Here is a 24,070-nt window from a genome sequence, read left to right on the forward strand (position 1 = left end):
TATGCTTAATCAAGCAGCACTTATAATCATTGATGTACAGGAAGCATTCAACTTACCATACTGGGGCGTGAGGAATAACCTTTTGGCGGAAGAAAATATGAAAAGTTTGTTAGAAGAATGGAGAAAAAGAAAACTACCAGTTTTTCATATTCAACATGTAAATAAAGAAAATGTTCAATCGATGTTTTATCAACATGCGGAAACGGTAAACTTTAAAGAAGAAGTGCAACCAATGCCAGATGAAATAATTATCCAGAAATCCGTTAATAGCGCGTTCATTGGGACAAATTTGGAAGAACAATTAAGAGAACAAAAATGTAATACGGTAGTGATTGTAGGATTAACAACAAATCATTGTGTGGAGACTACAACACGGATGGCAGGTAATTTAGGGTTTACAACGTATTTAGTGAGCGATGCGACGGCTACATTCAATCGTAAAGGTCTGGACGGGACAGAGTATAGTGCAGAGGACATTCACAATATGACACTTGTAAACTTACATGATGAATTTGCCAAAATCGTTACGACTGAAGGTGTTTTAAAATTATTTTAAGAAAATAATTGTGGAATTATGTAGAAAAAAAAAAGAATATTTCGTATAATCTAAGTATAATCATTTTGAAAATAGGGGTGTCATCATATGGAGCAAATTCCAGTAAAGAAAATAGAAGAAGTACTCGTTTTAGCAGGAGATGATAAACAAAAGCAAAAGGAATTTTATGAATTGCTCTTAACAACGGAGTTTTATGTTGCTGGTTCACTTGAAGCAGAAGACGGGGCAACGGAAGGAACACTTCGTTTGCGTCATTTCCAAGGAGAGGATAGATGGATCGTTCCGTTCTTTACACAATTGAAATTTGTAAAAGATGTGTTGCCAGAAGGTACACCCCTTATTACGATACGTGGAAAAGAATTATTGGGTAGCATCGAGAAAGATGCGACAGCTGTATTAAATGTTGGAACAGATATGAGTAAAACATTTATTCCAGAAGAAATTGCAGAGATAGCATCAGGACGAATCTTTAATTATTATAAGTAAAAGGAAAAGCTTAGCAGCTTTTCCTTTTTAATTTGAACATGGAGTGGCTATACCAGAAGAAATAGAAACAGTTTTGTTAGTTGTATTTATTGTTGCTGTAGCTCCGAGGGGAATACCGATATTTGGACTTATATGTCCAATCGGTAAACCGAATAACACAGGTATATTATATGGCGTGAAATATTCATATAATATTGTTTGCAATGATTGAGATGGCTTAGAAGGGTTGCAGTCGTGACAACTTGTAAAAATAACGCCGCTGCATTCATTAAACTGTCCAGATAAAAGTAGTTGATTTAACATCCGGTCAATGCGGTACGGTTCTTCACCAATATCTTCAAGCAATAAAAGTTTATTTGGCGTATTTATCTCATAGGGCGAGCCAATTATACTTGTTAACACAGTTAAATTCCCTCCAACTAATGTGCCTGTAACTGTACATGGAGAGGTAGGTACGATACATTCTGATGCATATAAGATAGATGAATACGGATGGAATAGTTGATTGAAAGAAGATAAGGAGAGAGAATCTATACCTTTTCCTAATTCTTCAATCATTGGACCATGAAAAGTAACCAGCTCCGCATAACGTGAAAAGGCAGTATGTAAAGCCGTAATATCGCTATATCCCCAAAAAATCTTTGGATTCCGTTGAATGATTTCATATTGAATGTAAGGGAGGAGACGAGCGCTGCCGTAACCACCTCGTGCACAAAAGACTGCTTTGACCTCAGTATTTGTAAATGCTTCATGTATATCATCAAGACGAACTTGATCACTTCCAGCTAAATATCCATATTTTTCATAAACACTCTTTCCAATTATTACGGATAATCCCATCTCTTGTAATACGTTCACACCTTTTAATATATTCTCAAGTGTTGGTGGGCCAGACGGTGCAATAACCATTACTGTATCACCTTTTTGCAACGCATTTGGATAAATCATTGTTCTCAGCCTCCTTCTCTTTCAATATATTCGCTTGAGCGAAAGTTCAATCCTTGTAAAAGAAGGGGAAAGCATGTCATATAAAGAAGGTATAGGGAAAGTAGGAGGGAAAATGATGTTTACAAGTCGAGTAATAGATATATTACAAATTAAGTATCCGATCATTCAAGCAGGTATGGCAGGAGCGATTACAACGTCAGAACTTGTTGCAGCTGTGAGTAATAGCGGAGGATTAGGTACGCTTGGAGCAGGGTATATGAGCCCAGAACAAATCCGTGAAGCGATTTATAAAATAAGGGAACTAACAAATAAGCCTTTCGGTGTTAATTTACTTTTAACGAAAGAGATACAGATAGAAGAAGAGAAGGTAAACGAGGCGAAAGTATTACTTAGTGGAGTGAATAGAGAATTAGGTATAGAGGAAGAAAAGACTTTAAAACTTCCAAAAGGCTATAAAGAACAATTACAAGTATTATTAGAGGAAAAGGTACCAGTCGTTAGTTTTGCATTTCAAACGTTAGAAAAAGAAGAAATAGATGATTTGAAAAAGGAAGGGATAAAAGTTATCGGAACAGCTACCCATGTAGCGGAAGCGAAAGCACTTGCTAAGTTAGGGGTAGATATTATTGTCGGGCAAGGTAGCGAGGCAGGAGGGCATAGAGGAACGTTTATTGGGAAAGAACAAGATGCGATGATTGGTACATTTGCATTAATCCCGCAATTAGTAGCGGAAGTACCTCATATCCCGATTGTTGCAGCAGGTGGTGTAATGAATGGGCAAGGGCTTGTTGCGGCATTTGCGTTAGGGGCAGAAGCTGTTCAAATGGGATCAGCCTTTTTAACGAGTGAAGAAAGTATTACGCATGACGTGTATAAAGAGGCGATTTTACATAGTACAGATACGAGTACAACGGTAACCCGTGCGTTTTCCGGGAAATATGCACGGGGTATTCGTAATGAATTTATAGAGAAACATGAAGGAAGAGAAGAGAATTTACCAATGTATCCAGTGCAAAACGTATTAACTTCAAAAATACGTCAAGAAGCAGCGAAGCAAAATAAGGAAGAGTATATGTCGCTTTGGGCGGGACAAGCATCATCATTAGCACGAACGGAATCAGCTCAGCACGTAGTGAAACGTGTCATGAAAGAAGCAGAGAACGTAATTGAACAATTACAAGATGTATATAAAAAAAGACCACTTGAATAATTCAAGCGGTCTTTTGGTTAGTTTGCTTTATAAAATTGTTGGATAGCTTCGTCGATGTAAACCCAGCCTTTCCAACCTAAGTGCATATGATCTTTTAAGAAGTACTTATCATATTCATGATTTGAGAAATCAGCAATTGGATAGCCAGCTTGCTTAATTTGCTCATGAACTTTATTGTAGTATAATTCGCGTTTTTCTTTCGGGAAGCCAGCGTAATCATACCAAGGACCTTTTACAGGAACAGAAATGAAGAGCGGTTTTGCGCCAGATTGTTTTAATAAATCAAGTACAATTTGTAAATCTTCATATTCTGGTGATTGGTCATAAGCATCATTTTTTAAGTAACCTTCACGTTGTTTTAATTTCTTCTTAATTTTGCTATTGAAGTAATCATCTTCGATACCATATTCGTTAGAGCTTGATTCTACTGCACCTGTTTGATCAGCATGCTTACGAGCTTCTTCCCAGTTCATTTGTTTCAATGATGGATCAAGCTGTTCTTTATGCGGCTTAATATTAAACATAACTGTAAATAAGTCTTTACGATCTAGAATGTTACGATAAATATAAGCGAAAGGTTTAGCAGCAAGTGCTTTTACTTTATACTTTGTATCATCGTAGGCGATACCTTCAAGCGAAATTTTTAATAAAGTTTCTTTTTTAACAATCTCAAAGTTTAATAAGCGTTTTGCAATTTGTTTTTTCATTTCAGGTTTTAAATCATCGTTGAAAATGAAGTGGTAACCTTGTTGTTTTGAAAAGTTAGGTGCAAAGTGTGTCTCATCAATACCTTGTGGTACAAACCATTGCGGAGAAAGAACGAATATCATTTTCTTATCTTTCAATTGATCCATTGTAGATGCGAAGTTTAATACATGTACAAGGTCTTGTGTTCCACCGCGCCCAAGTAGGAATGGTGTGAATCCTTCAGGCCTTACTTTGAAATAATTCGATGGATGGAAAGCATCCATACGTGCGAATTCCGATGAACCGTACATCGGAAGATATTTCGGGTCTGCTAACATCTTTTGCTGTAAAATCATACTTTGAATCTTTTCTTCTTTTAAAGAAGTCGCAGCTTGTTCTACTTTCTCATCACTTAAAAGTGGGAGTAGGAAGCGCGTAGGAATAAGTAAGAATACAGCAAAAAGGGCCAATGCTAAAAGCATCGGACCAAATTTTACTTTGTTCATCGGATTTCTTCCAACTTTTTAATAACCATATTTGGTGTAGCCCACTCATCGCGGTCAAAATCAGAAATAGAAACTTCAATCTCTAAACGCTCTTGAAATTCTACTAATAAAGACACTACAGCGAAAGAATCAAGAATACCTTCTTCAAATAATTGAACATCTAAGTTTTCTTTCACAATATCGTTTTCACATACTTCTTCTAAAATATCTAATACTTGCTCTTTGAATTCTGCCATTTTAAAAATCTCCTTTATATCCGAAATATATTATATGTGCAACTTCTTAATAGTATAAGAAGGGTGCATTAAAAGTATCTGTTAAGGTGTCCAGAGAAGATCAGGAAACCGAAACATACAACGTGGAACGTAATTACAATCGCAAGGACATGCGTAAATTTATTATTTGGCCAAAACTTATGCTTCTTGTTTTTTCGTTCGAAAATATCGAACAAGATAAACAAGGCAGCGTGATAAAGACCATAAATAATGTATTGATACACATGCTCACCAGTAATATGCCATATTCCCATGATGAAAAAGTTTAAAAATGCACCGATATACGAAATTGTGTAACGGTTTTTAATTAACTTTTTCTTCGTTGCGAAAAAGACGAAACGCATGTAAATAAAGTCACGGAACCAGAATGATAAACTCATATGCCAGCGGTTCCAGAAGTCTTTAATGTTACGACTAAGGAATGGTTTATTAAAGTTTTCTGGAGTTTTAATTCCCATCATATAACTTACACCAATTACAAATGAGCTATAACCAGCAAAGTCAAAGAATAAATATAAGCTATAGCTATACATGTAAATCATATTTGATAGGATTGTATCTTGCTGAGCGAATGCCGGATCCATAAAATATTGCTTTATTAAGTAAGCAATAATAAATTTATACAAGAAACCTTGGAAAATACGGTTTAGCCCTGTATATAGTAAATTTTGATATTCTTCTGCACTAGGTGGCTTTTGAATATCTTTTTGGAATCTGCGGTAACGATCGATAGGTCCCGTTGAGATAGCTGGGAAGAATAAAACGAATTCCCAGAAATTAAAGAAGGAAAGTTCTTTAATTAAGTTATCACGAACTTCAAATACCATTTGTACTGCTCTAAATGTTACATAGGACATTCCTAAAAATACAACAAACTTTAGCTCAGGTACAAACGGTGCAATTTTTGCTAAAACAAGCGGTAAAATCGATAAAATAACAGCTATACAAAACGTGAATGTACTATTATTTTGTTTTCTTAACATTAAATAGCCTTTAATAAGGGCATATTGCCAAATAATAAATGCGGCTAACATGATTGCTTGCTTCGGTTTATCAGAGAAGATAATAACGAGCATTACTAATGTTAAAACGGCATTATATTTACGCAACATTTTACCTTTTAATCCAGCTATGATAGTAGGTATTAATAAAATGCCTACTATAGCGAAAAAATAAAATGATCCATATGCGGTCATGCTGTAACCTCACTCAATAATTTTTTGCGATCTACCTTTCCATTTGGTGTCATTGGAATAGAAGAGTGATACATGAATTTACGTGGAATCATGTAATTTGGTAATCGCTCATTGAGTTCTTTTTTGATTGCAGATGTTAATTTGAATTCTTTTTCAAACGAATGCTCTCCAGGAACAACAACCGCTAATAAGTAATCATATTTTTCACCTTTTTTAATTGGAACAACAACTGCACCTTCTACGTAAGAACACGCGCGAAGATGATGTTCGATTTCTTCTAATTCCATTCGATAACCATGAAGCTTAATTTGGAAATCAAGACGACCATTATAGAATAGAAGACCATTTTCTACATAGCCAGCATCACCTGTTTTATAGGCGCGCTCACCATCAATCATGGTAAATACTTTTTCTGTTAATTCAGGGCTTCCTAAATAGCCAACGCTTACGCTTGGACCGACAATTACGATTTCACCTTTTTCACCGTCAGGTGCAATTGTACCATCTTCTTTCATAATAAGAAGGCGACAGTCTGATTTACAGTAGCCAACTGGAAGTGATTTGTATTGATCAAGCACTTCTGCTGTAACGTGAATGCCTGTTACAGCAACAGTAGCTTCTGTTGGACCGTACGTATTCATAATTGCTGCTTTCGGGAAACGCTCAATTAATTTTCTAGCTACTTCATTTGGTAACACTTCACCGCAGAATAAGAATGTTTTCATGTTTGGTAGCATACTTTCAGAGAAAGAGGCTTCCATTAAACACATTTCTGCGAAAGATGGTGTCGAAGTCCATACTTGTATATCCGATTGCTCTAAAGAAGCAAACAAGTCTTTTGGACGTGCAATCATATCTTTATCGATTGCCCAAAGTGTACCACCTGTTACTAATGATGGGTAAATATCCATTACAGATAAATCGAATGAGAAAGGTGCTTGGTTTAAGAATACTTGCCCTGTTTGTAAGTTGAAATCTTCTACAGCCCATTTTGTAAAGCTAACAAGACAGTTATAAGTAATCTGAACCCCTTTCGGATTACCTGTACTTCCTGATGTGTAAATAATGTAGAAGTTCTCATCACCTTTTACCGCATGTTCAGGATTTGGAATGTTCCCTTTATGAGTAAAGAAAATATCTTTTAAGTTGTCTTCACTTACGATACGAACTGGTAAATCAGTTACAGTTACTTCAGTTCCTGATAAAAGTAATTTCGCACCAGAATTTTCAGCGATACGTTGTACGCGATCAGCTGGGATAGATAAATCTACAGGAATGTAAGCATGTCCAGCTTTTACACAACCTAAAAAGTTAATAATCATTTCAGGTTGCATATGGCCATAAACCATAATTGGTGAACGATCATCTGGATACTCAGAAGAAATCCAATGTGCTAACGCATCAGAATCTTCCTTTAATTGTTTGTACGTAATTTTCGCATCTCGCCAAACAAAAGCGGTTTGATCAGGCGTTTCTACAGCCCACTTTTCAATTTGTTCTAATAACTTCATAACGTTCCCACCCTAGAATTCATTGTAAATAAATGTACTTGTGTTTGTATCATGGAATCCATACAACCAAAGTAATGCAAATAAAATTGCAAGGTAATAAACCGTCTTTGCAACCCATTGTGTGAGTGGTTGAGACCATATCTCTTTTAATCTTTCCATGTCTTTCCCTCGCTTAATGAAATAATAGCTCTTTGTAGGTATCATGTCCTACATTATTGTGAAAAAAACAAAATCCCACATTTTAGGTAAAAATAAGTCAAAAGGCTCTTTTCTGATATTAGCACTAAATACTAAAAAAGAAAATCCCTAACTTAGCAATTATATTACATTCAGCATGAATTTGTAATGGGTTTGACATGTAAATAGGAAGTGGATTGTGAGAAGGCGGGAAAATATAATATTTGTTTTGTTATTCCTGAATTGGAGTGGGTTAATAATCACTGGGTACTTAGTACATTTTCAAGGTATAGAGCCTTTTAAAAGGAGGTAATTATTATGAAAAGAGAGTGGAGGAGTTTTATTTCAGAGGAAAATATCATTAAATGGAGACGGCATTTCCATAAGTATCCGGAATTATCGTTTCATGAAAAAGAAACTTCGCAATTTATATATGAAACATTATGCTCATTTTCTTCTTTTGAAGTAACGAGACCAACGCAGTACAGTGTGCTAGCAATTAAAAGAGGAAGGCAACAAGGGAAAGTAGTTGCGATTCGAGCTGATATAGATGCTTTACCAATCCAAGAGGAGACAAGGAAACCTTATACGTCTGTGCATAAAGGAATAATGCATGCATGCGGGCATGATGCTCACGCAGCTATTTTATTAAGTACAGCAGAGACGATAGCAAATATGAAGGAAGATTTTGCAGGCGAAATCCGTCTGTTCTTTCAGCACGCAGAGGAAGTGTATCCAGGTGGTGGACAAGAAATGGTGGAGGCCGGTGTTATGGACGGCGTCGATTATGTAGTAGGTTTGCACGTTATGTCTGGATTAGAAAGTGGAAAGATAGGAATTGTATATGGCCCTATGATGGCAGCACCAGACGTATTTACAATTGAAATTTTAGGAAAGGGTGGTCACGCGGCACGACCAGAAGAAACGATAGATCCTATTGCTATCGGAGCACAAATTATTACAAATTTACAACATATCGTATCAAGAAATACAAGTGCTTTTATGCATAGAGTAGTGTCAGTTACACAATTTCATGGTGGGATGGCCGATAATATCATTCCTAGTGCAGCAGCTTTAATGGGAACTGTTCGATCTTTTAATCAAACATTAAGAGAGGAAGCAAAAGAGAAAATTGAGCAAATTGTAAAAGGAATTACAGAAGCACATGGGGGAGATTATACATATACGTATCGTTACGGATATGATCCAGTTGTTAATAATGAGTACATTACGAAAATAGTAGAAAAAAGTGCGATAAAATTGTTCGGAAATCAGCGTATTGTGCATCTTGAACCTTCTATGGGAGGAGAAGATTTTTCAGCGTATTTAAGAAAAGCACCTGGTTGTTTCATTAAATTAGGAACAGGGAATAAAAATATTGATACTTGTTATCCACATCATCATCCGAAATTTGATGTGGATGAATCGGCTTTAATTAATGGAGTGGAACTATTTTTAGAGACAACTATAAGACTACTAGAAACTGATAAAGCATAAAAAAAGGCAACTGCACTCTATTGCAGTTGCTTTTATTTCTTCCGTCAGAGAGGGCTGAGAAAGAACTATGCTCATTTATAGTATATGAATAGCTAACGGACAAGCTTGTACATTTTAACTATTTTTTAAAAAATAGTTATTGACTTTGATAATCAATTTCAATTAATCTAATGGTATAATTGAAATTGATAATTATTATCAATGAAATAGATGAGGAACCTTAATGAGAAAAACATTTCACCTTTTACGAAGGGGATTAAAAAATAAAGATGTTGATAAGCATATTGAATGGCAACGAAATGTAATTCGTTCTGAATATGTAGATGAGAAGAGTACGCTTCAAACAGAAAAAGAGATACAAGGTAAAAGGAGAGGTTCAGTTGAGTAAGTTAGTAATGATTTTTGCAAGTATGAGTGGAAATACAGAGGAAATGGCTGACCATATTGCGGGTGCGATTCGTGAAACAGAAAATGAGATTGAAGTAATTGATATTATGGATACACCAGAAGCTTCTATATTAGAGCAATATGACGGGATTATTTTAGGCGCTTATACTTGGGGAGATGGTGATCTTCCTGATGATTTTTTAGATTTTTATGATGCAATGGATTCTATTAACTTAACTGGTAAAAAAGCAGCTGCATTCGGTTCTTGTGATTCGGCTTATCCGAAATACGGGGTAGCGGTTGATATTTTAATAGAAAAGCTGCAGGAGCGCGGGGCAGCAGTTGTGTTAGAAGGATTGAAAGTAGAATTAACGCCAGAAGATGAAGATGTAGAAAAATGTTTACAGTTTGGAGCTGAATTCGTAAAACACCTTTCTTAATGGCAGAAGGGAGATGAAGAGCAATTGCATGAGAAAATCTCAATCAAAACGATGACAGATTACCATTTGTATGATTTTATGCGTTGTCCGCATAAATTTTATTTCCGTCATATAAAAAGAAGAGAACCTTCTTCATTTGAATGGCAACAAATAGCGCAAATGATTGTGAATCAAATTATTAATGAATATTACACGCTACCTGCGGGCCAACAAACGAAAATTGTACTTTTAATATTAATAGAAAAGTATTGGAAAAAAGTAAGGATTAATATGTTTGCTTCAAAGGCGGAGTACTATATTGTTTTAGCGAAGCTAACTGATCACTTATTACAGTTTGTTGAAAGGGATGATAGTCAGGCACCGCCGTTATTTTTATATGAGAAGTTTCAAACATATATGGAAGAGTTAGGTGTCCACATGTCATTGACATTTGAAGTTGGTGAGTGGAGTGCTGAATCGTTTGTAATTAAAAAGTATGTTGTCGATGCGGATGAGGAAATGCTTGCTCTTTGTCAGAAGCTAATGACAGTATTCAGTTATAAAGCTTTCGGTATTCTTCCGGGGAAAATTGAAGTTATTAATTTAATAGAAGGAACTAAGTATGAGTACATTCCAAAGCAGGAAGATATTATAACTGGAATGGATGATTTATTTAGAATGAAAGAAATGTTGCAGCAACCTGAGCACTATACAGAGCGTCATTTTCGTTCTGAGTGTATGAGTTGTGCGTTTCGTAGTGAATGCCAAAGGGAAGAAGTAAAGAAAGAAGCGAAGCAGAAGAAAAATATAGTACATTAAAGGATGCAATTTTGCATCCTTTTTATTATTGACATGAAAAGCTTTTCATCATTTACGGTATATGAGTAGCAGATTTTAATAAGAGGAGGAATAATCAATGAAAGATGAAACGGCAGTATTTCAATGGTTAAAAGAACAGAATGCTCCTTTTGGAATTCAACTGCAAATTTTACAGGCGTTTCAATTGTATAAAGTTATTGTTGAAATGGATAAAAAGTTAATGATGTATGAGGAGAGAGAGTATAGGGAGAGAATTTAATCTCGTCCCTGTAGTATTGCTTTAAGCTGTTCTTCATTCTTCTTTAATATTATTTCGTTGTTTGTTTCAATGTTATAAATAAGGTTATGTAGTAAAGGGCTGTATTGATAAAAGGTAGTGATGCGGTGAATGAGTAATGGATCGCGGTGAGAAATAAGTGCACTGTATTGTTCATATACAGATTTAGTAAACTCACGACCGAAATCATAATATAGCCCAGCAAAATCAAAAGCGGGATCGCCAATTTGAGCATCTCCAAAATCGATAACACCTGAAATGTTTTTGTGCAGGTTGTTAAATAAAATGTGATGATGTGTAAAGTCAGCATGAATGATTGCATTTTGAAAGGTAGATTTAGTTATACAGGTAAAGAAATTTTCGAATAAACGATTTAAGGCTGATTTCTGTAATGAAGTAAGACTGTTAGTAAGATATTGATTTAATTTTGTTTGTAGTTCTTTCCAGTAGGTAAGTGTTTTTTCGATAGGGAACCCTAGCGTTTCAGTACGTTTTAAAGGAATACTATGTAAAGCCGCAAGGAAAGTGGCTAATTGTGTAATGATTGCTTTCAATTCTTTTTTCTCTAGCTTGGTAACTATTTCGGTTGTTAACGGTTCACCGTGAATGAGAGGATAATAGCTACAAAATGGAACGGTATTACAATTATTCTTATACAATAGTTTATACTTAGGGACTGCAATTTCTTGTAATGAATGAGAAAGAATTGTGCACAGTTCTTTTTCTAACGGAATTCGGTTTGCATATTCAAGTTTTCGAGGGAAACGAAAGAGTAGGTCGTCATTTATAATAACCGCTATATTATCCCAACCTTCTTCATTTTGTTTATATGAATGTATAGAAAGACCGGGCAGAGCTTCTTTTATATATTGTTTGTAAGAGTCCATAATTGTTCCTCGTTTCTAAGTTAAAGGTAGGTTATTCCACTTTATGATATCAGAATTTTCTTTCTATATGTTAAAATATAACTATCATTATGGAGGAGGGTGGGGTGCATTACGAAGAAAAGAATATTAATCATTTCTCTATGTATCGCTTTTGGATTGTTTTGGCCATATAAAGAGGAGGTTTTTGCCACCTTTAAACCGATAGATCGCTACGAGTTAAATAAGGAATTAAAGAACAAAGGTATAGAAACTTTAACTGATAAAGAAATGAAAATGATAGGAGAACACTTGGTGACAGCGCAACTAGCAGTGTTTGAGTTTAATAATAAAGAAGATGTGAAACGAAAAGGTGAAGAAATATTTGTAAATAGAGGGTATGAACACATGCCTATCAAGCTAAGGTTGGGTATTTCATGAACTTCCGTTCTTGTTGCCTACATGCTTGATATTTTGCTTATTTGTTTCTAAAAATACGCATTCCAAATAAACCTTGATAAGGTGTATTTTTAAAGGTTATGCAGTTTTCTGCTTTAGATTGGATACAGTGCACTGATAAACAACACCTAGAATATCAAAGACTGTCTTTTTCTCATATCGATGGGATTTCCGTCCGTTTTTCTGTAAGAGGTCAAACAGACGAAGAAAAATTTTTGATACTTCTTGGGTGTCTTGTTGTATAGCTTCATATACTAAGTACAGATGATCTTGAATCATATAAATTGCTTTATATTCACTTAATTCTTTTTGTTTTTTCTGTAGTAACAGCTGTCGCATTTTGAACATAGTGGAAGAACAAAGAAAAATAGCGATTAACTGTCCATAAAGATGACATTCTAGACGCTCTCGCTTAATATTGTGACAATGATTGATACCAAAAAGAGATTTCCATGTTTTAAATACAATCTCTATTTGCCAACGTAGAGAGTAAATCTCGTGAACATGTTCCATCGGAACAATTTCCCATGGGATGTTGGTAATATAAACATTGATTTCTGTTAAACGTTTACTTTTTTCAGAGTATGTAACCCCTTTTTTCTTTTCAACATAAGTTTGCTGTTTCCTACGTTTATGAACTTGAGTTGATGTGAGTCTGTATATTACAACTCGTGAGGGTAATTTTTGTTGTCCAACATAGGCATTTCGAATTTCATAAGTATCTCCTGGTTTTATCTGATGCATGATATGTTCAAGGTCAAGTAAAGCATATAAAGATTGCTTTTTTACTGTCCCATCCCGAAAGAATTCTGGAGATTCATTTTTCACATATACTCTATTATTTAATTTCAACCGTGAAACATAGAACACCCCTCGTTGATCCATCTGGTCTAAATCTTTTAGAGAAAAGTATCCTAAATCTCGAATACATAAATCTCCTGGTCGTAAGGTATCCAAACATTCTGTACCAAAGGTTTTATCATTATTTTTACCTGGTTCCATTTGAAAATTGAGGAATTTTCCACTATGTAAATCATACTCTAGCTGAATCTTAATACCGGCTGTTTGTGCACATCCTCCTGAACCAGGATAAATAGGAGCCAAATGATTGGGTACTTGAAAAATAGTAGCATCTAAAATACGTATACGTTGAAAATAAGAGGTGTATTGGTTTGAGATTCGAGACGAATCGTTTAGTTTGCTTTTGATTAAAAGGGAGAACACACGCTGTAGAAATAAAACAGCACATCGGTTAAAACGTTGATTAAGTCCTTCTGGACTCATAAGTGTAGCTGTATTTGCATAAAGCTGGCTACATAATCGAGTAAGAGAATCGCTTGCTACCTGTTGACTAATCCAGATACATAAAGCAGCCAAATCTCGTGCGCCATACTTACTTTTACGTTTTACAAAACCTGTCTCTTGTGCGAGTTGTTGAAGAATATGTGGAGATAGATATCGCTGTAGTTCTTCTGCGAACAAATGAAACTCATCCTGAATCGATAGATTCATACAAAAACGCCATCCTTTCTGTATATTTCTACAAAAAGAATAACGTCTTTTTTACTTAATGGATAGTGTAAAAATTTATCTTTATGGCGATGGGACGGTACCTCATATAGTCGTTTGATAACTTTATATATTTACATGCTTTTCGTTAGCGGAAGTTAATTTCATTTTTAGCTTTCTGAATAATATCTGTTATAAATGGCGCTTTTTCATTTGTGTATGCGACTCTATCATGATGATGTTTTTCAGCTAATTTTTGTTTTAATTGATAATACTGTTGGAGTGTATCAGGATGATTTTTTAGATAATCTCTAAATAAGATATTACTGTTCCATTCTTCACTCCCTAGTTCATAAACATGTAAATGATGTGTTCCCGCTCTCCATAATCCCTTTCTAAAAAACCTTCTGTTTGGAAAATCTTTATGAAATACATATTCATATGCAATCTTTTTTAAAGGTTCAATAAACTCATCTACTTCTTTTAAATTATGAACTCCAATCATAATATCTAATATTGGTTTAGCTCCTAATCCTTCAACAGATGTACTTCCAATATGTTCGATTGTAATAGCTTTATCTCCCATTATACCTTTTAGAAGCCTTTGTTCTTCTTTAAATTGTAGTGCCCAATCCGGTGTATACTCATCAATAACAACTGGTCTTTCCATATTCCTAATCCCCCTTATGTATTTTGCGCTTGAACATAATATCAAATTTAGATGAGCAAAGCTACTTCAAATCAATAGAATTTTCGTTATGGGGGGATTTTGATTCCTTAGGTTGATGGGCATGGGGTATGAACAGTTAATAGAAAATTATTACCCAAATCGTTTTCGGGATTTAGAGTATAAATTTACAAACGAAGAGATACGTGAAGAGACAGATGAGAGTTTTCGCTATCATACTGTAGCGTACGTTACTGGTATTGAAAATGGCAAGAGAAGTGAAATGAAATTAAATTATGACATGAAAATTGTAAAGGTTAATAATTTATTCATGGTGTTAGAACAAAAACAATATGTACAATAAAAAACCCTCTAGAAGCAGAGGGACTTTAAAGATTTTCATTTTGTTGACCAAGTTCTTTTTGAGCAATGTATAAATTTCCTTGCTCAACTTGTTTCAGTGTATGAACAGAATCTCCTGCATATCCTTTTTCTGTTTTAACAGTTCTTTTTGAACGATTTGAATCTTGTTTCTTCATATAATAGACCACCCTTCCTTAAAAATAGACGAAAATGATGAGCACGAGTAATACAGCTGCGAAAATGGTAATGCCCATTAAAAAAGAAGTGTTTTTATATTTAGGTGGCTTATGTACATCTTGCCGATATCCAGGTGAAATTTCAGGGGCGAATTCTTCATCGAATGATTGTTTCTTTTGTTTTTCGTCCATATGTATCCACCTTTCTTTTTCATTATGTTACACGTTACAAGAAAAAATATGCATGAAGAAAACAGCCGCTATATCATTAGCGGCTGCTTTGCGTTGTATATTTTCTTTGTACTTGAAAGAGACGGATAAGCAGGAAGATTGCTCCAAATGCTAGACCGATAATAAGACCGATCCAATAACCTTTTGCTGCCCAGTCAGTATAAGTTGCTAACATGTAGCCAAGAGGTAGACCTATTACCCAATAAGCTATTAATGTCATAATTAAGGCAACATTTACGTCTTTATAACCACGAAGTGCTCCTTGTACTGGAGTTGCAATAGCATCTGAAATTTGAAATAAAATCGCGAATATAAGAAATTCTTTAGCTAAATGATGGACATTTGCATTTGTCGTATAAATAGAAGCAATTTCATCATCAAAGAAATAAAGAAGGATTGAATATAAAAGAGCGAAAGCAAGGGCTAACCCAATACCGATAAATCCATATTGTTTCGCATTATTGTAACGTTTTGCCCCAACTTCAAATCCGACTGCTATCGTCATTGCCATTGCTAAACTTAAAGGAGTCATATATAACAAGGAAGCAAAGTTCATAGCTGCTTGATGTGCTGCTATTGTTGTCGTACTAAAATTACTCATCATAAGTGTTACCGCAGCGAAAATACTCGTCTCAAAAAAGATAGCAAATCCGATAGGGACGCCAAGTTTCAGGAATTCCTTCCAGATTGTAAAGGAAGGGCGGTATAACTGTTTAAAGATATTGAAAGAAGCGAAAGGCTCTTTCGTACGAATAATAATAACCGTAATAATTAAAATACACCAATAGGTTGCTGCAGAAGCGATTGCCGCACCAACACCACCGAGTTTTGGAAAGCCAAAGTGACCAAAAATTAATAAGTAATTTAATACTACATTAATTGGTAATGATAGTAATGTAATAATCATCGTTGTTCGAGTTTTTCCTAATGCATCAATAAATCCACGTAAGACGGTGTAAGTAAATAAAGGGATAATTCCAATCGCGATAATAATTAAAAATTGTGCTGCAATACGTTCCACGGGTTCTTCTAATTGCATGCCATTTAAAATAGGTGAAACAGCGAAGAATCCGATAAGGATAACAACGAAACTAGCACAAATTGCTAAATATACTGCTTGTATGACAATGTGGGGAACGTCCTCCTTTTTCTTTGATCCAGCGAGCTGTGCAACAATAGGAGTAGTAGCCATTAAAATTCCTGTTAAGCCGGTACTAACGGGAAGCCATATACTTGTTCCGATAGCAACACCCGCTAAATCAATAGGACTCGCATGTCCTGACATTGTCGTATCAAAAAAGCTCATCGCAAATAATGACATTTGCGTTACAAAAATCGGGAAAAAGAGTAGTAAAAATTGCTTTAACTTTTGTGAGAATGAAGTAGTTTCTTTCATAAAATCCCCTTTCAACGTAAAAAACAAACTCTTATTATCATACAATTTAATCAAAAAATAGAAAAGAAATAAGCGTATACAACAAATGAAATCAATAAAAAAAGGATGCACTTTGAAAAGGGATAAGGTATTATGATAAGGTGTGAAAAAATTACATATTCGTTATTAAGGAGGCACTACTTGTGGCTGATTGGTTAATTGGATTAATCATGGGTGCTGTTGAAGGTTTAACAGAGTTTTTACCAGTATCATCAACAGGACATATGATTTTAACAGGACACTTAATTGGATTTGAAGACGATAGAGCGAAAGTTTTCGAAGTTGTTATTCAGTTGGGATCGATTTTAGCAGTTGTTGTTATATTTTGGAAACGTTTATGGTCATTAGTTGGAATAGGGAAAGTAACTGATGGACCATCTTTAAATTTATTACATATTATTATCGGGATGATTCCTGCCGGCATACTCGGCGTACTATTCCATAGCGCAATTAAAGAAGTTTTATTCGGTCCAGGACCGGTTGTTATTAGCTTAGTAGCTGGTGGTATTTTAATGATTGTTGCTGAGAAGTTTTCAAAACCAAGTACAGCAAGAACGTTAGATGAAATCACATATAAGCAAGCATTTACAATCGGAATGTTCCAATGTTTAGCACTTTGGCCAGGGTTTTCTCGTTCTGGATCAACAATAAGTGGTGGTTTATTAGCACGTGTTTCGCATACAGCGGCAGCGGAATATACATTTATTTTAGCGGTGCCAATGATGGTAGCTGCAAGTGCCTTAGATTTAATTAAAAGCTGGGATATATTAAGCGCGGCTGATATACCGTTATTTGCAACTGGATTTATTACAGCATTCGTTGTTGCGATGCTTGCAATTGTTTCATTCTTAAAATTATTAGGTCGTGTAAAACTAACACCGTTCGCTTACTACCGTTTCATTTTAGCTGCGGTATTCTATTTCTTCATTATGTAAGTATAAAATATCAGCAATACCCTATAGAATAGACACTTGAAAAAAGTCTACTCTGTAGGGTATTTTTTTATAGAGAGAGAAAAATGAAACTTTTACCTTCAATTACTTGTATTTCACCATGTGAAATATGCCATAATGATTTCGTTATAATAATTTTAAGGAAATCGATAGGGTATTTGAGAGGAGCAATTTAGTGAGTTTTGCAATAGAAATAGTAATTCCAGCACCAATTGATGTTGTATTTGATTATGTACACAATGACGAGAAAATACTAGAATGGAGTACCTTTATGGTAGAAAATAGGTATCCTTCAAATATAGATGTTGAAAACCCTCGTGAAGGTGACAAATATATATCTGTACAAAAGATGGGGAAGAAAATATATGAATTTGAGGCGGAAATTTTAGAGTATGATGAACCGTATATCGTTTCAGTTGGATGTGAGATGAAGCAAGGTTATACAGCTGCAACTTATATGTTAGAAGAGGATGAAGAAGGTACATCGCTTACTTTAATCGTAGAATTTGAACCGAAGAATTTTTTATATAAGATTATGTACAAGTTGACTGGGTGGATGACACGTGGAATATACATGGGTGAAATGGAACGTTTAGCAGCGTGCGTAGATGCTGTATATTCTCAGAAAAAAGGATTATAATTTAGTAAAATAAAAAACATGCCGAATTCGGCATGTTTTTTATTTTACTACTTTTTCAATCATGCTTTCCATTACATGTTCCCAAAGAGAAGTATCATCAGCTAATGTAGCACGGAAATTAGCATACATTTCTTTTTGTTTCTCTTCGAATGTTGGATCTTCTTTTTCAGGTAATGTAGCGCGCATTGAAGTTACTAATTCTTGTATTTTTGGAGCTCGTGGTCCAAAGACGGCTTGTTCATTTCCGTCTTTATCAATGAAAATAAAGATTGGAATCGCACGTGCTGTTCCGTTTGTTAAGTATTGATCCATTAACTCTAAGTTTTCATCGCGAATTAATAAACGCATATCAATATTTGCAACTTCAGAAATTCGTTTCATAACAGGTACACATAAAAGAGCGTCGCCGCACCAGTCAGCTGTTAATACGATAACGCGCCAGCCATCATTTTGACGTTCTTCTAAAACTGGAAGTAATTCATTTGGAATTAAAAAGTTATTGTAAATGTGTAGTAGCTCGTATTGGTTTACTTTCATTTCATTCACATATGTATCAAAGGACATGCCTTTATCGGCCCATTGTAGTAAGTTCATAAGTAACACCTCTTTAGTATGATTTATTTTTATTGTACCAATTTTTATATAGAAAAGCTTGTATTCTTACTCTTTCTTATCACTAAATAATTTATTTAGTGTGTAAAGGAATAGTGCGACACATAATTCAGCTATGTTGGGCATTTGTACACTCTCTATCCAGTCATCGGCGGTATGTATGACAAACCAATCTAACGTAATTTCAATTATAGAGAGCAGAGCAATTGAGAGCCAATTGGGCATACTTGTCATCATTGGATGTAGGAGCACTTTAAAGAAAATGAATATAAAATATGTAATACCGTCTAATAAAAGAATGAGTAAAAAAAAGAGTAGTAGAGCTGTTCTTGATGAATATTCTATACCTGTAATATGAAAGATTCCTACATATACAAAAAATATAAATGCAAAGAATATAATGAGAATAAGAATAACAACACTAATAATAATAGTCTTATCTTTTAGACTGAGATTAGAAAGTTTGTCTTCTTCACTCATTGCCCCAACTCCTTTTTCTGGAAAATCAATTTCATTGTACCATGAAATATCTATTAAAAAACTACGAATTATGGGGAAATAAGGTGACAAAAAGTAAGATTTCGTGTAAAATTATTAATAAGGTTTTTATTTAACTAAATTAAATAAAAGGGGCTGTCAAAGTTGTCTCAAAATCGAGAACAATTAATGGAAGAACTATCGACAAATGTTTTTGCAATGTTTCGCACGTTGCGTAATGATATTGGAAAAATATTTGGTGGTTACATACCGTGGAATGAGTTCATTGTCCTTAGAATATTGAACCGTACGAATAAAGAAATGGTCTCACGTGTAGCTAATGAGTTAAATGTGTCGAATAGTCATATTACAGCTGTTACAGAAAAATTAATTAATAAAGGCTTTGTAACTCGTTCACGTTCTACATCAGATCGCCGAGTTGTATATTTAGAGATTACAGAACAAGGGAAAGAGTTAGTTGCGAAAATGGAAGGTGAGAAAAAGAAATATTTACAAGAAAGATTTTCCGCACTTTCAGAAGATGAAATGGATATAATGATATCTATTTCTAAAAAACTTATTTAAATAATTACAAATAAGAAAACGCTTACCTAATTAAAAAGAAGACCTTCCTCATATATGGAAGGTCTTCTTCTGTGTGTAATAGATGATAAAAAATAAAATGTGTATGAAAAAAGATAGAGCGCCATACTACTAATAAAGGAAGGGGGGAGAAATATGACGAATCGTAATGGTAGTCAAGGAAGTGGGAATCAAGGTTCACCAAAATCAGGGCAATTCCAGCAGGAGTTTAGTACTGAATTTGAAACGGGAAATGATAATAAAGGAAAAGAATATCGTTCGAAAAAAGGAAGTAAATCAAAAAAGGAGTGAAATGATTCACTCCTTTTTTGATTTAAGATGCTGCAGATTGATCCGTATTATATTTTTCTTCTGATTTTGCAACAATCATTGCACAAATTGCATCACCGGAAATATTTACAGCAGTTCTAGACATATCTAGAATGCGGTCAATACCGATAATTAAAGCAATGCCTTCTACTGGTAGATTTACTTGATTTAAAACCATCGTAAGCATTACTAGTCCAACACCTGGTACACCTGCAGTACCGATACTAGCTAGTACAGCAGTTAATACGACCATAGCTAATTGTGGTAATGTAAGTTCAACGCCGTATACTTGAGCGATAAATACAGTTGCTACCCCTTGCATAATAGCAGTACCATCCATATTAATCGTTGCACCTAGTGGTTGTACAAAAGAGCTTATCGCTTTTGGAACTCCAAGTTTTTCTTGGGCTGTTTTCATGGCAAATGGAAGGGACGCATTAGAGCTAGATGTACTAAACCCAATTGCCATTACCGGACCGAAATGTTTAAAGAAACGAATAATACTTTCTTTGGCTAGTACCTTTAATAAGCCGCCGTATACGAAGACACCGTGAATAATGAGTACCAACATAACGACAATCATATACTTGAACATCGCAGCGACGCCTGCAAGACCCATTTTACCAACGGACGAAGCGAGCAACCCGAATGTTCCGATTGGAGCTAATTTCATGACGAGATTAACAAGATACATCATTAATTCGTTGCCCTGTTCAAGTAATGAATGGACACCTTGAACTCGTTTTCCTAAAACAGCTAAACCGAGTCCGATCAATGCGGCAAAGGCAATAATTTGTAGCATGTTCCCATCAGCCATCGCTTTTGCTGGATTATCTGGCACAATATTCAGCAATGTATCAACGAAAGATGTTTCAGTTTTTGCACCTTCATACTTAAGCCCGTCTGTTTTAAAGTTACCGCCAGCTCCTGGTTTTATGATAAGTGCAAATGTAACTGCAATAGAGATAGCGACAGCTGTTGTTACGAGAAAGAATGAAATTGATTTTAAACCAATTCTTCCAAGTTGTTTCGGATCTCCAAGACCAGCAGCCCCAAGTACGATAGAAATGAACACAACAGGAACAACTAGCATTTTAATAAGTCGAATAAACAGTTGACCAAGTGGATTGAACGCATATTGATTCAATGGCTCAAAAATAGATGGAGCAGCTAAATTTAAAGTGAGTCCGACAACTAGACCGAGAAATAATGCAATTAAGATTGCCTTTGTTTGTTTCAATAAAAACCCCCCTTTGTTTTTGTAAAATTGCTTTCTAAATTAATTATACCGAAAAAATACCTATTTTGACAATATTTTCTGAATATTTAGTATAAAACTGTCTGTTTCAATGTATATAGTCCAGTTTTGCTGAAATATGTGGAAAGAATACATTTATGTATTTGGAAAAAAAATAGACCATCACATGATGGCCTAGGGAAGGGGACAATTTATATCAATTTAATTAGGGATGGAAGCTATTCAAAGACACTGGGGAATGTCTTATAAATTAGGGAGGAACAGCTTCGATACATATACTATAAAAGATAGATGTGAACATAGAGTGAAAGAGAGAGGGATTTTTAAGTAAGAAGAAAGAGAGAATAAAAAAATAAGACCATCACATATAGGATGGTCAAAGGAAGGGGACAATTTATGTCAATTTAATTAGGGATGGAAAGCTGTTCAAGACACTGGGGAATGTCTTATAAATTAGGGAGGAACAGCTTCGATACGTATACTATAAAAGGTAGATGTGATCCTCGTGTGAACATGGAGTGAAAGAGAGAGGGAGTTTCAAATAAAAGATAGAAAGAATAAAAAATAAGACCATCACATATAGGATGGTCAAGGGAAGGGGACAATTTATGTCAATTTAATTAGGGATGGAAGCTATTCAAAGACACTGGGGAATGTCTTATAAATTAGGGAGGAACAGCTTCGATACATATACTATAAAAGGTGGATGTGATCCTCGTGTGAACTTGGAGTGAAAGAGAGAGGGAGTTTCAAATAAAAGATAGAAAGAATAAAAAAATAAGACCATCACATATAGGATGGTCAAGGGAAGGGGACAATTTATGTCAATTTAATTAGGGATGGAAAGCTGTTCAAGACACTGGGGAATGTCTTATAAATTAGGGAGGAACAGCTCCGATACATATACTATAAAAGGTAGATGTGACCCTCGTGTGAACTTGGAGTGAAAGATATGGGAATTTGAAAAGGGATAAAATAGTTGTTGTAAGAGTTATAGTATAAGTGGAGATATAATAGAAAATATTCTTTTGTAAAACGATAGGAGTCTGAATATAAATAAAAGTTGAAATCTATGAAAAAAAGGATTATGCTCAACTATATTATGAGAATATAAGGTTTATCCCGCTACTTGTAGGCTCTTAAAGAGTCTTTATTTATGAGGGGATAAAAGCTTCACTTGATAAAGGGAGTTAGTGATATGGAAGTAGCAAAAAAACAAGGGTTGTATAATCGTTTTATACGATTGAATCCACCACAAATTTTAGCATTAGGCTTTTTTTGTTTAATTGTGGTCGGAGGATTGTTATTAAAGTTACCGTTTGCAACGAAAGTACATATTAGTTGGGTAGATGCTTTCTTTACAGCTACGTCGGCAGCGACTGTAACCGGTTTAGGTGTTGTAGATACTGCGAGTACGTTTACGATGTTTGGTGAAATTGTTATTATGTTTTTAATTCAAACGGGTGGTCTCGGTCTTATGACGATAGCCATTTTAATTGTTTGGGTATTAGGGAAAAAAATTGGTTTACGCCACCGATTATTAATTGGAGAAGCATTTAATCAAACAAATATTGGTGGTCTTGTGAAATTAGTAAAACGTGTTTTTATTTTTTCTATTTGTATTGAGCTAATTGGAGTTATCTTTTTATCGATTCGCTTTATTCCAGAGTTTGGTTTTGGAAAAGGTTTATACTATAGTATTTTTCACGTTATTGCGTCATATAATAATGCCGGCTTTGCGCTTTGGCCAGATAATTTAACAAGATATGTAGGAGATCCTATTATTAATATTGGGATTTGTTCTTTAATTGTAATAGGAGGGTTAGGATTTACGGTATTAATTGATATATGGTATAGCCGTAGTTTCCGAAAATTATCACTGCACTCCAAAATCATGATTGTTGGAACGATAGCACTTAATGTTATTGCGATGATTGTGATTTTTGTATTGGAATATAATAATGTGAAGACTTTGGGGCACTTATCTTTAAATGAAAAATTATGGGCTTCGTTCTTCCAAGGAATTACACCTCGTACAGCTGGTTTTAACACGGTAGATTATGGGGGGATGGAAGAGTCATCGATACTATTTACGATGGTATTAATGTTTATTGGTGCGGGAAGTGTATCGACAGGCGGTGGAATTAAGTTAACGACATTCGTTATTTTAATTACATCAGTTCTTTCTTTCTTTAGAAAGAAAGAGAATTTTGTTTTATTTCAGCGTACGATTAAAATGTCGACAGTAACGAGAGCGTTAGCAATTGTCGTTGCTAGTCAAATACTTATTTTTACAGCGGTATTTGTATTAATGCTTACAGAAGACTTCAGTTTTATTCAGTTATTATTTGAGACAATTTCAGCGTTTGGTACAGTAGGGTTAACAATGGGGATTACTGCGAAGCTATCGGCGTTTGGAAAATGTATTATTATGTTTGTTATGTTTTGTGGATTAATCGGACCGTTAACACTTGTGTTCTCTTTGGCACGACCAGCAAAACAAAAAATTAAATATCCATCAGAAGATGTATTTACAGGATAAGGTATCCCGCATAAAGCGAGAT

Annotated in this window: 28 protein-coding genes and 2 pseudogenes; 15 read left to right on the top strand and 15 right to left on the bottom strand. The window is 34.8% G+C overall.

The genetic code is table 11. The features are described 5' to 3' along the window. Position 1 precedes the first annotated feature (1 nt). Positions 2 to 556: a cysteine hydrolase family protein gene (locus tag QCI77_RS07020; protein WP_033730616.1), complete on the top strand. Its 555-nt coding sequence runs from the start codon at positions 2 to 4 to the stop codon at positions 554 to 556. An 87-nt stretch (positions 557 to 643) separates the two neighbouring features. Next, on the top strand, positions 644 to 1,042 hold the full coding sequence (locus tag QCI77_RS07025; protein ID WP_113770108.1) for an SseB family protein: 399 nt from the start codon (positions 644 to 646) through the stop codon (positions 1,040 to 1,042). A 27-nt stretch (positions 1,043 to 1,069) separates the two neighbouring features. Here QCI77_RS07025 and QCI77_RS07030 read toward each other — a convergent pair whose 3' ends face one another. Further along, positions 1,070 to 1,990, bottom strand: coding sequence for a S66 peptidase family protein (locus QCI77_RS07030; protein WP_113770107.1), 921 nt, complete (start codon positions 1,988 to 1,990; stop codon positions 1,070 to 1,072). 73 nt (positions 1,991 to 2,063) lie between these two features. On the opposite strand from QCI77_RS07030, the gene QCI77_RS07035 reads away from it, so the two are divergent. Continuing rightward, complete coding sequence (locus tag QCI77_RS07035) at positions 2,064 to 3,200, top strand: NAD(P)H-dependent flavin oxidoreductase (protein ID WP_016093015.1); 1,137 nt, start codon at positions 2,064 to 2,066, stop codon at positions 3,198 to 3,200. Between the two features lie 17 nt (positions 3,201 to 3,217). Here the strand turns inward: QCI77_RS07035 and dltD are convergent, their stop codons facing one another. The 5 genes from dltD to QCI77_RS07060 all read right to left on the bottom strand — a co-directional run bounded on the left by dltD (position 3,218) and on the right by QCI77_RS07060 (position 7,534). Beyond that, on the bottom strand, positions 3,218 to 4,393 hold the full coding sequence (gene dltD, locus QCI77_RS07040; protein ID WP_353824700.1) for a D-alanyl-lipoteichoic acid biosynthesis protein DltD: 1,176 nt from the start codon (positions 4,391 to 4,393) through the stop codon (positions 3,218 to 3,220). Further along, the gene (dltC, locus tag QCI77_RS07045) at positions 4,390 to 4,629 is read right to left on the bottom strand and encodes a D-alanine--poly(phosphoribitol) ligase subunit DltC (protein ID WP_002011622.1); all 240 of its coding nucleotides are present in this window, start codon (positions 4,627 to 4,629) and stop codon (positions 4,390 to 4,392) included. Before dltC ends, dltD begins: the two co-directional genes overlap by 4 nt. 68 nt (positions 4,630 to 4,697) lie before the next feature. After that, positions 4,698 to 5,864 carry a D-alanyl-lipoteichoic acid biosynthesis protein DltB gene (gene dltB / locus QCI77_RS07050; protein WP_113770105.1) on the bottom strand — a complete coding sequence of 389 codons (1,167 nt, stop codon included), beginning with the start codon at positions 5,862 to 5,864 and terminating at the stop codon, positions 4,698 to 4,700. Beyond that, on the bottom strand, positions 5,861 to 7,375 hold the full coding sequence (gene dltA, locus QCI77_RS07055) for a D-alanine--poly(phosphoribitol) ligase subunit DltA (protein WP_016101496.1): 1,515 nt from the start codon (positions 7,373 to 7,375) through the stop codon (positions 5,861 to 5,863). Before dltA ends, dltB begins: the two co-directional genes overlap by 4 nt. 12 nt (positions 7,376 to 7,387) lie before the next feature. Next, positions 7,388 to 7,534, bottom strand: a complete 147-nt coding sequence (locus tag QCI77_RS07060) for a teichoic acid D-Ala incorporation-associated protein DltX (RefSeq protein ID WP_002011626.1) — start codon at positions 7,532 to 7,534, stop codon at positions 7,388 to 7,390. A 336-nt stretch (positions 7,535 to 7,870) separates the two neighbouring features. Here QCI77_RS07060 and QCI77_RS07065 point away from each other — a divergent pair, with 336 nt between their 5' ends. The 5 genes from QCI77_RS07065 (at position 7,871) to QCI77_RS07085 (ending at position 10,933) form a co-directional block, all read left to right on the top strand. After that, the gene (locus tag QCI77_RS07065) at positions 7,871 to 9,049 is read left to right on the top strand and encodes an amidohydrolase (RefSeq protein ID WP_002030615.1); all 1,179 of its coding nucleotides are present in this window, start codon (positions 7,871 to 7,873) and stop codon (positions 9,047 to 9,049) included. A 223-nt stretch (positions 9,050 to 9,272) separates the two neighbouring features. Continuing rightward, entirely contained in the window at positions 9,273 to 9,437 is a 165-nt protein-coding gene (locus QCI77_RS07070; RefSeq protein WP_002011628.1) for a hypothetical protein, read from the top strand. Next, positions 9,430 to 9,876 carry a flavodoxin gene (locus tag QCI77_RS07075; protein ID WP_002086759.1) on the top strand — a complete coding sequence of 149 codons (447 nt, stop codon included), beginning with the start codon at positions 9,430 to 9,432 and terminating at the stop codon, positions 9,874 to 9,876. Before QCI77_RS07070 ends, QCI77_RS07075 begins: the two co-directional genes overlap by 8 nt. 24 nt (positions 9,877 to 9,900) lie before the next feature. Continuing rightward, positions 9,901 to 10,674: a hypothetical protein gene (locus tag QCI77_RS07080; RefSeq protein ID WP_002140953.1), complete on the top strand. Its 774-nt coding sequence runs from the start codon at positions 9,901 to 9,903 to the stop codon at positions 10,672 to 10,674. Between the two features lie 97 nt (positions 10,675 to 10,771). Further along, on the top strand, positions 10,772 to 10,933 hold the full coding sequence (locus tag QCI77_RS07085; protein WP_002126244.1) for a hypothetical protein: 162 nt from the start codon (positions 10,772 to 10,774) through the stop codon (positions 10,931 to 10,933). Here QCI77_RS07085 and QCI77_RS07090 read toward each other — a convergent pair. After that, complete coding sequence (locus QCI77_RS07090) at positions 10,930 to 11,838, bottom strand: aminoglycoside phosphotransferase family protein (RefSeq protein WP_353824701.1); 909 nt, start codon at positions 11,836 to 11,838, stop codon at positions 10,930 to 10,932. The genes QCI77_RS07085 and QCI77_RS07090 overlap by 4 nt on opposite strands. A gap of 99 nt (positions 11,839 to 11,937) precedes the next feature. Between QCI77_RS07090 and QCI77_RS07095 the strand changes: the two are divergent. Then, positions 11,938 to 12,225: pseudogene (locus QCI77_RS07095) on the top strand (biotin transporter BioY); the annotation flags it as partial. Positions 12,226 to 12,351: 126 nt separating this feature from the next. On the opposite strand, the gene QCI77_RS07100 reads toward QCI77_RS07095, so the two are convergent. Next, complete coding sequence (locus QCI77_RS07100) at positions 12,352 to 13,785, bottom strand: IS4 family transposase (protein WP_353824702.1); 1,434 nt, start codon at positions 13,783 to 13,785, stop codon at positions 12,352 to 12,354. A gap of 145 nt (positions 13,786 to 13,930) precedes the next feature. Next, positions 13,931 to 14,452, bottom strand: coding sequence for a GrpB family protein (locus QCI77_RS07105; RefSeq protein ID WP_353824703.1), 522 nt, complete (start codon positions 14,450 to 14,452; stop codon positions 13,931 to 13,933). Positions 14,453 to 14,576: 124 nt separating this feature from the next. Here QCI77_RS07105 and QCI77_RS07110 point away from each other — a divergent pair. Then, positions 14,577 to 14,813: pseudogene (locus QCI77_RS07110) on the top strand (biotin transporter BioY); the annotation flags it as partial. A gap of 25 nt (positions 14,814 to 14,838) precedes the next feature. Here the strand turns inward: QCI77_RS07110 and QCI77_RS07115 are convergent. From QCI77_RS07115 to QCI77_RS07125, 3 genes are all read right to left on the bottom strand, one after another. Then, the gene (locus QCI77_RS07115) at positions 14,839 to 14,988 is read right to left on the bottom strand and encodes a hypothetical protein (RefSeq protein ID WP_000743737.1); all 150 of its coding nucleotides are present in this window, start codon (positions 14,986 to 14,988) and stop codon (positions 14,839 to 14,841) included. An 18-nt stretch (positions 14,989 to 15,006) separates the two neighbouring features. Next, positions 15,007 to 15,180, bottom strand: a complete 174-nt coding sequence (locus tag QCI77_RS07120) for a hypothetical protein (RefSeq protein WP_000343684.1) — start codon at positions 15,178 to 15,180, stop codon at positions 15,007 to 15,009. 76 nt (positions 15,181 to 15,256) lie between these two features. After that, positions 15,257 to 16,615 (bottom strand): MATE family efflux transporter, encoded by a 1,359-nt coding sequence (locus QCI77_RS07125; protein ID WP_353824704.1) that lies wholly within the window; start codon positions 16,613 to 16,615, stop codon positions 15,257 to 15,259. A 182-nt stretch (positions 16,616 to 16,797) separates the two neighbouring features. On the opposite strand from QCI77_RS07125, the gene uppP reads away from it, so the two are divergent. Then, a complete protein-coding gene (gene uppP / locus QCI77_RS07130; RefSeq protein WP_002086752.1) occupies positions 16,798 to 17,589 on the top strand; it encodes a bacitracin resistance undecaprenyl-diphosphatase in 792 nt (263 codons plus the stop codon). Between the two features lie 193 nt (positions 17,590 to 17,782). Then, complete coding sequence (locus QCI77_RS07135; protein ID WP_002126258.1) at positions 17,783 to 18,247, top strand: SRPBCC family protein; 465 nt, start codon at positions 17,783 to 17,785, stop codon at positions 18,245 to 18,247. A gap of 39 nt (positions 18,248 to 18,286) precedes the next feature. Here QCI77_RS07135 and QCI77_RS07140 read toward each other — a convergent pair whose 3' ends face one another. Together QCI77_RS07140 and QCI77_RS07145 are read right to left on the bottom strand one after the other, a co-directional pair. After that, entirely contained in the window at positions 18,287 to 18,874 is a 588-nt protein-coding gene (locus tag QCI77_RS07140) for a thioredoxin family protein (RefSeq protein ID WP_137076219.1), read from the bottom strand. Between the two features lie 33 nt (positions 18,875 to 18,907). Further along, the gene (locus QCI77_RS07145; protein WP_002193242.1) at positions 18,908 to 19,339 is read right to left on the bottom strand and encodes a regulatory YrvL family protein; all 432 of its coding nucleotides are present in this window, start codon (positions 19,337 to 19,339) and stop codon (positions 18,908 to 18,910) included. A 162-nt stretch (positions 19,340 to 19,501) separates the two neighbouring features. Between QCI77_RS07145 and QCI77_RS07150 the strand changes: the two genes are divergently transcribed. Both QCI77_RS07150 and QCI77_RS07155 read left to right on the top strand, forming a co-directional pair. Next, the gene (locus QCI77_RS07150; protein WP_002064429.1) at positions 19,502 to 19,921 is read left to right on the top strand and encodes a MarR family winged helix-turn-helix transcriptional regulator; all 420 of its coding nucleotides are present in this window, start codon (positions 19,502 to 19,504) and stop codon (positions 19,919 to 19,921) included. 153 nt (positions 19,922 to 20,074) lie between these two features. Next, positions 20,075 to 20,230 carry a hypothetical protein gene (locus tag QCI77_RS07155; protein WP_002011733.1) on the top strand — a complete coding sequence of 52 codons (156 nt, stop codon included), beginning with the start codon at positions 20,075 to 20,077 and terminating at the stop codon, positions 20,228 to 20,230. Positions 20,231 to 20,252: 22 nt separating this feature from the next. Here the strand turns inward: QCI77_RS07155 and QCI77_RS07160 are convergent, their stop codons facing one another. Beyond that, the gene (locus QCI77_RS07160; protein WP_002030637.1) at positions 20,253 to 21,488 is read right to left on the bottom strand and encodes a dicarboxylate/amino acid:cation symporter; all 1,236 of its coding nucleotides are present in this window, start codon (positions 21,486 to 21,488) and stop codon (positions 20,253 to 20,255) included. Positions 21,489 to 22,704: 1,216 nt separating this feature from the next. On the opposite strand from QCI77_RS07160, the gene QCI77_RS07165 reads away from it, so the two are divergent. Continuing rightward, a complete protein-coding gene (locus tag QCI77_RS07165) occupies positions 22,705 to 24,048 on the top strand; it encodes a TrkH family potassium uptake protein (RefSeq protein ID WP_044437938.1) in 1,344 nt (447 codons plus the stop codon). Positions 24,049 to 24,070 lie beyond the last annotated feature (22 nt).

Origin of the sequence: Bacillus cereus group sp. MG9 (assembly GCF_040459995.1) — a bacterium.
Taxonomy (GTDB): domain Bacteria; phylum Bacillota; class Bacilli; order Bacillales; family Bacillaceae_G; genus Bacillus_A; species Bacillus_A mycoides.

Coding starts and splice junctions, on each gene's coding strand:
- dltA (WP_016101496.1), bottom strand. CDS start 7,375: ATGAAGTTATTAGAACAAATTGAAAAGTGGGCTGTAGAAACGCCTGAT.
- QCI77_RS07165 (WP_044437938.1), top strand. CDS start 22,705: ATGGAAGTAGCAAAAAAACAAGGGTTGTATAATCGTTTTATACGATTG.
- dltB (WP_113770105.1), bottom strand. CDS start 5,864: ATGACCGCATATGGATCATTTTATTTTTTCGCTATAGTAGGCATTTTA.
- dltD (WP_353824700.1), bottom strand. CDS start 4,393: ATGAACAAAGTAAAATTTGGTCCGATGCTTTTAGCATTGGCCCTTTTT.
- QCI77_RS07115 (WP_000743737.1), bottom strand. CDS start 14,988: ATGAAGAAACAAGATTCAAATCGTTCAAAAAGAACTGTTAAAACAGAA.
- QCI77_RS07085 (WP_002126244.1), top strand. CDS start 10,772: ATGAAAGATGAAACGGCAGTATTTCAATGGTTAAAAGAACAGAATGCT.
- QCI77_RS07035 (WP_016093015.1), top strand. CDS start 2,064: ATGTCATATAAAGAAGGTATAGGGAAAGTAGGAGGGAAAATGATGTTT.
- QCI77_RS07025 (WP_113770108.1), top strand. CDS start 644: ATGGAGCAAATTCCAGTAAAGAAAATAGAAGAAGTACTCGTTTTAGCA.
- dltC (WP_002011622.1), bottom strand. CDS start 4,629: ATGGCAGAATTCAAAGAGCAAGTATTAGATATTTTAGAAGAAGTATGT.
- QCI77_RS07065 (WP_002030615.1), top strand. CDS start 7,871: ATGAAAAGAGAGTGGAGGAGTTTTATTTCAGAGGAAAATATCATTAAA.
- QCI77_RS07060 (WP_002011626.1), bottom strand. CDS start 7,534: ATGGAAAGATTAAAAGAGATATGGTCTCAACCACTCACACAATGGGTT.
- QCI77_RS07120 (WP_000343684.1), bottom strand. CDS start 15,180: ATGGACGAAAAACAAAAGAAACAATCATTCGATGAAGAATTCGCCCCT.
- QCI77_RS07105 (WP_353824703.1), bottom strand. CDS start 14,452: ATGGAAAGACCAGTTGTTATTGATGAGTATACACCGGATTGGGCACTA.
- QCI77_RS07125 (WP_353824704.1), bottom strand. CDS start 16,615: ATGAAAGAAACTACTTCATTCTCACAAAAGTTAAAGCAATTTTTACTA.
- QCI77_RS07090 (WP_353824701.1), bottom strand. CDS start 11,838: ATGGACTCTTACAAACAATATATAAAAGAAGCTCTGCCCGGTCTTTCT.
- QCI77_RS07070 (WP_002011628.1), top strand. CDS start 9,273: ATGAGAAAAACATTTCACCTTTTACGAAGGGGATTAAAAAATAAAGAT.
- QCI77_RS07020 (WP_033730616.1), top strand. CDS start 2: ATGCTTAATCAAGCAGCACTTATAATCATTGATGTACAGGAAGCATTC.
- QCI77_RS07100 (WP_353824702.1), bottom strand. CDS start 13,785: ATGAATCTATCGATTCAGGATGAGTTTCATTTGTTCGCAGAAGAACTA.
- QCI77_RS07155 (WP_002011733.1), top strand. CDS start 20,075: ATGACGAATCGTAATGGTAGTCAAGGAAGTGGGAATCAAGGTTCACCA.
- QCI77_RS07030 (WP_113770107.1), bottom strand. CDS start 1,990: ATGATTTATCCAAATGCGTTGCAAAAAGGTGATACAGTAATGGTTATT.
- QCI77_RS07145 (WP_002193242.1), bottom strand. CDS start 19,339: ATGAGTGAAGAAGACAAACTTTCTAATCTCAGTCTAAAAGATAAGACT.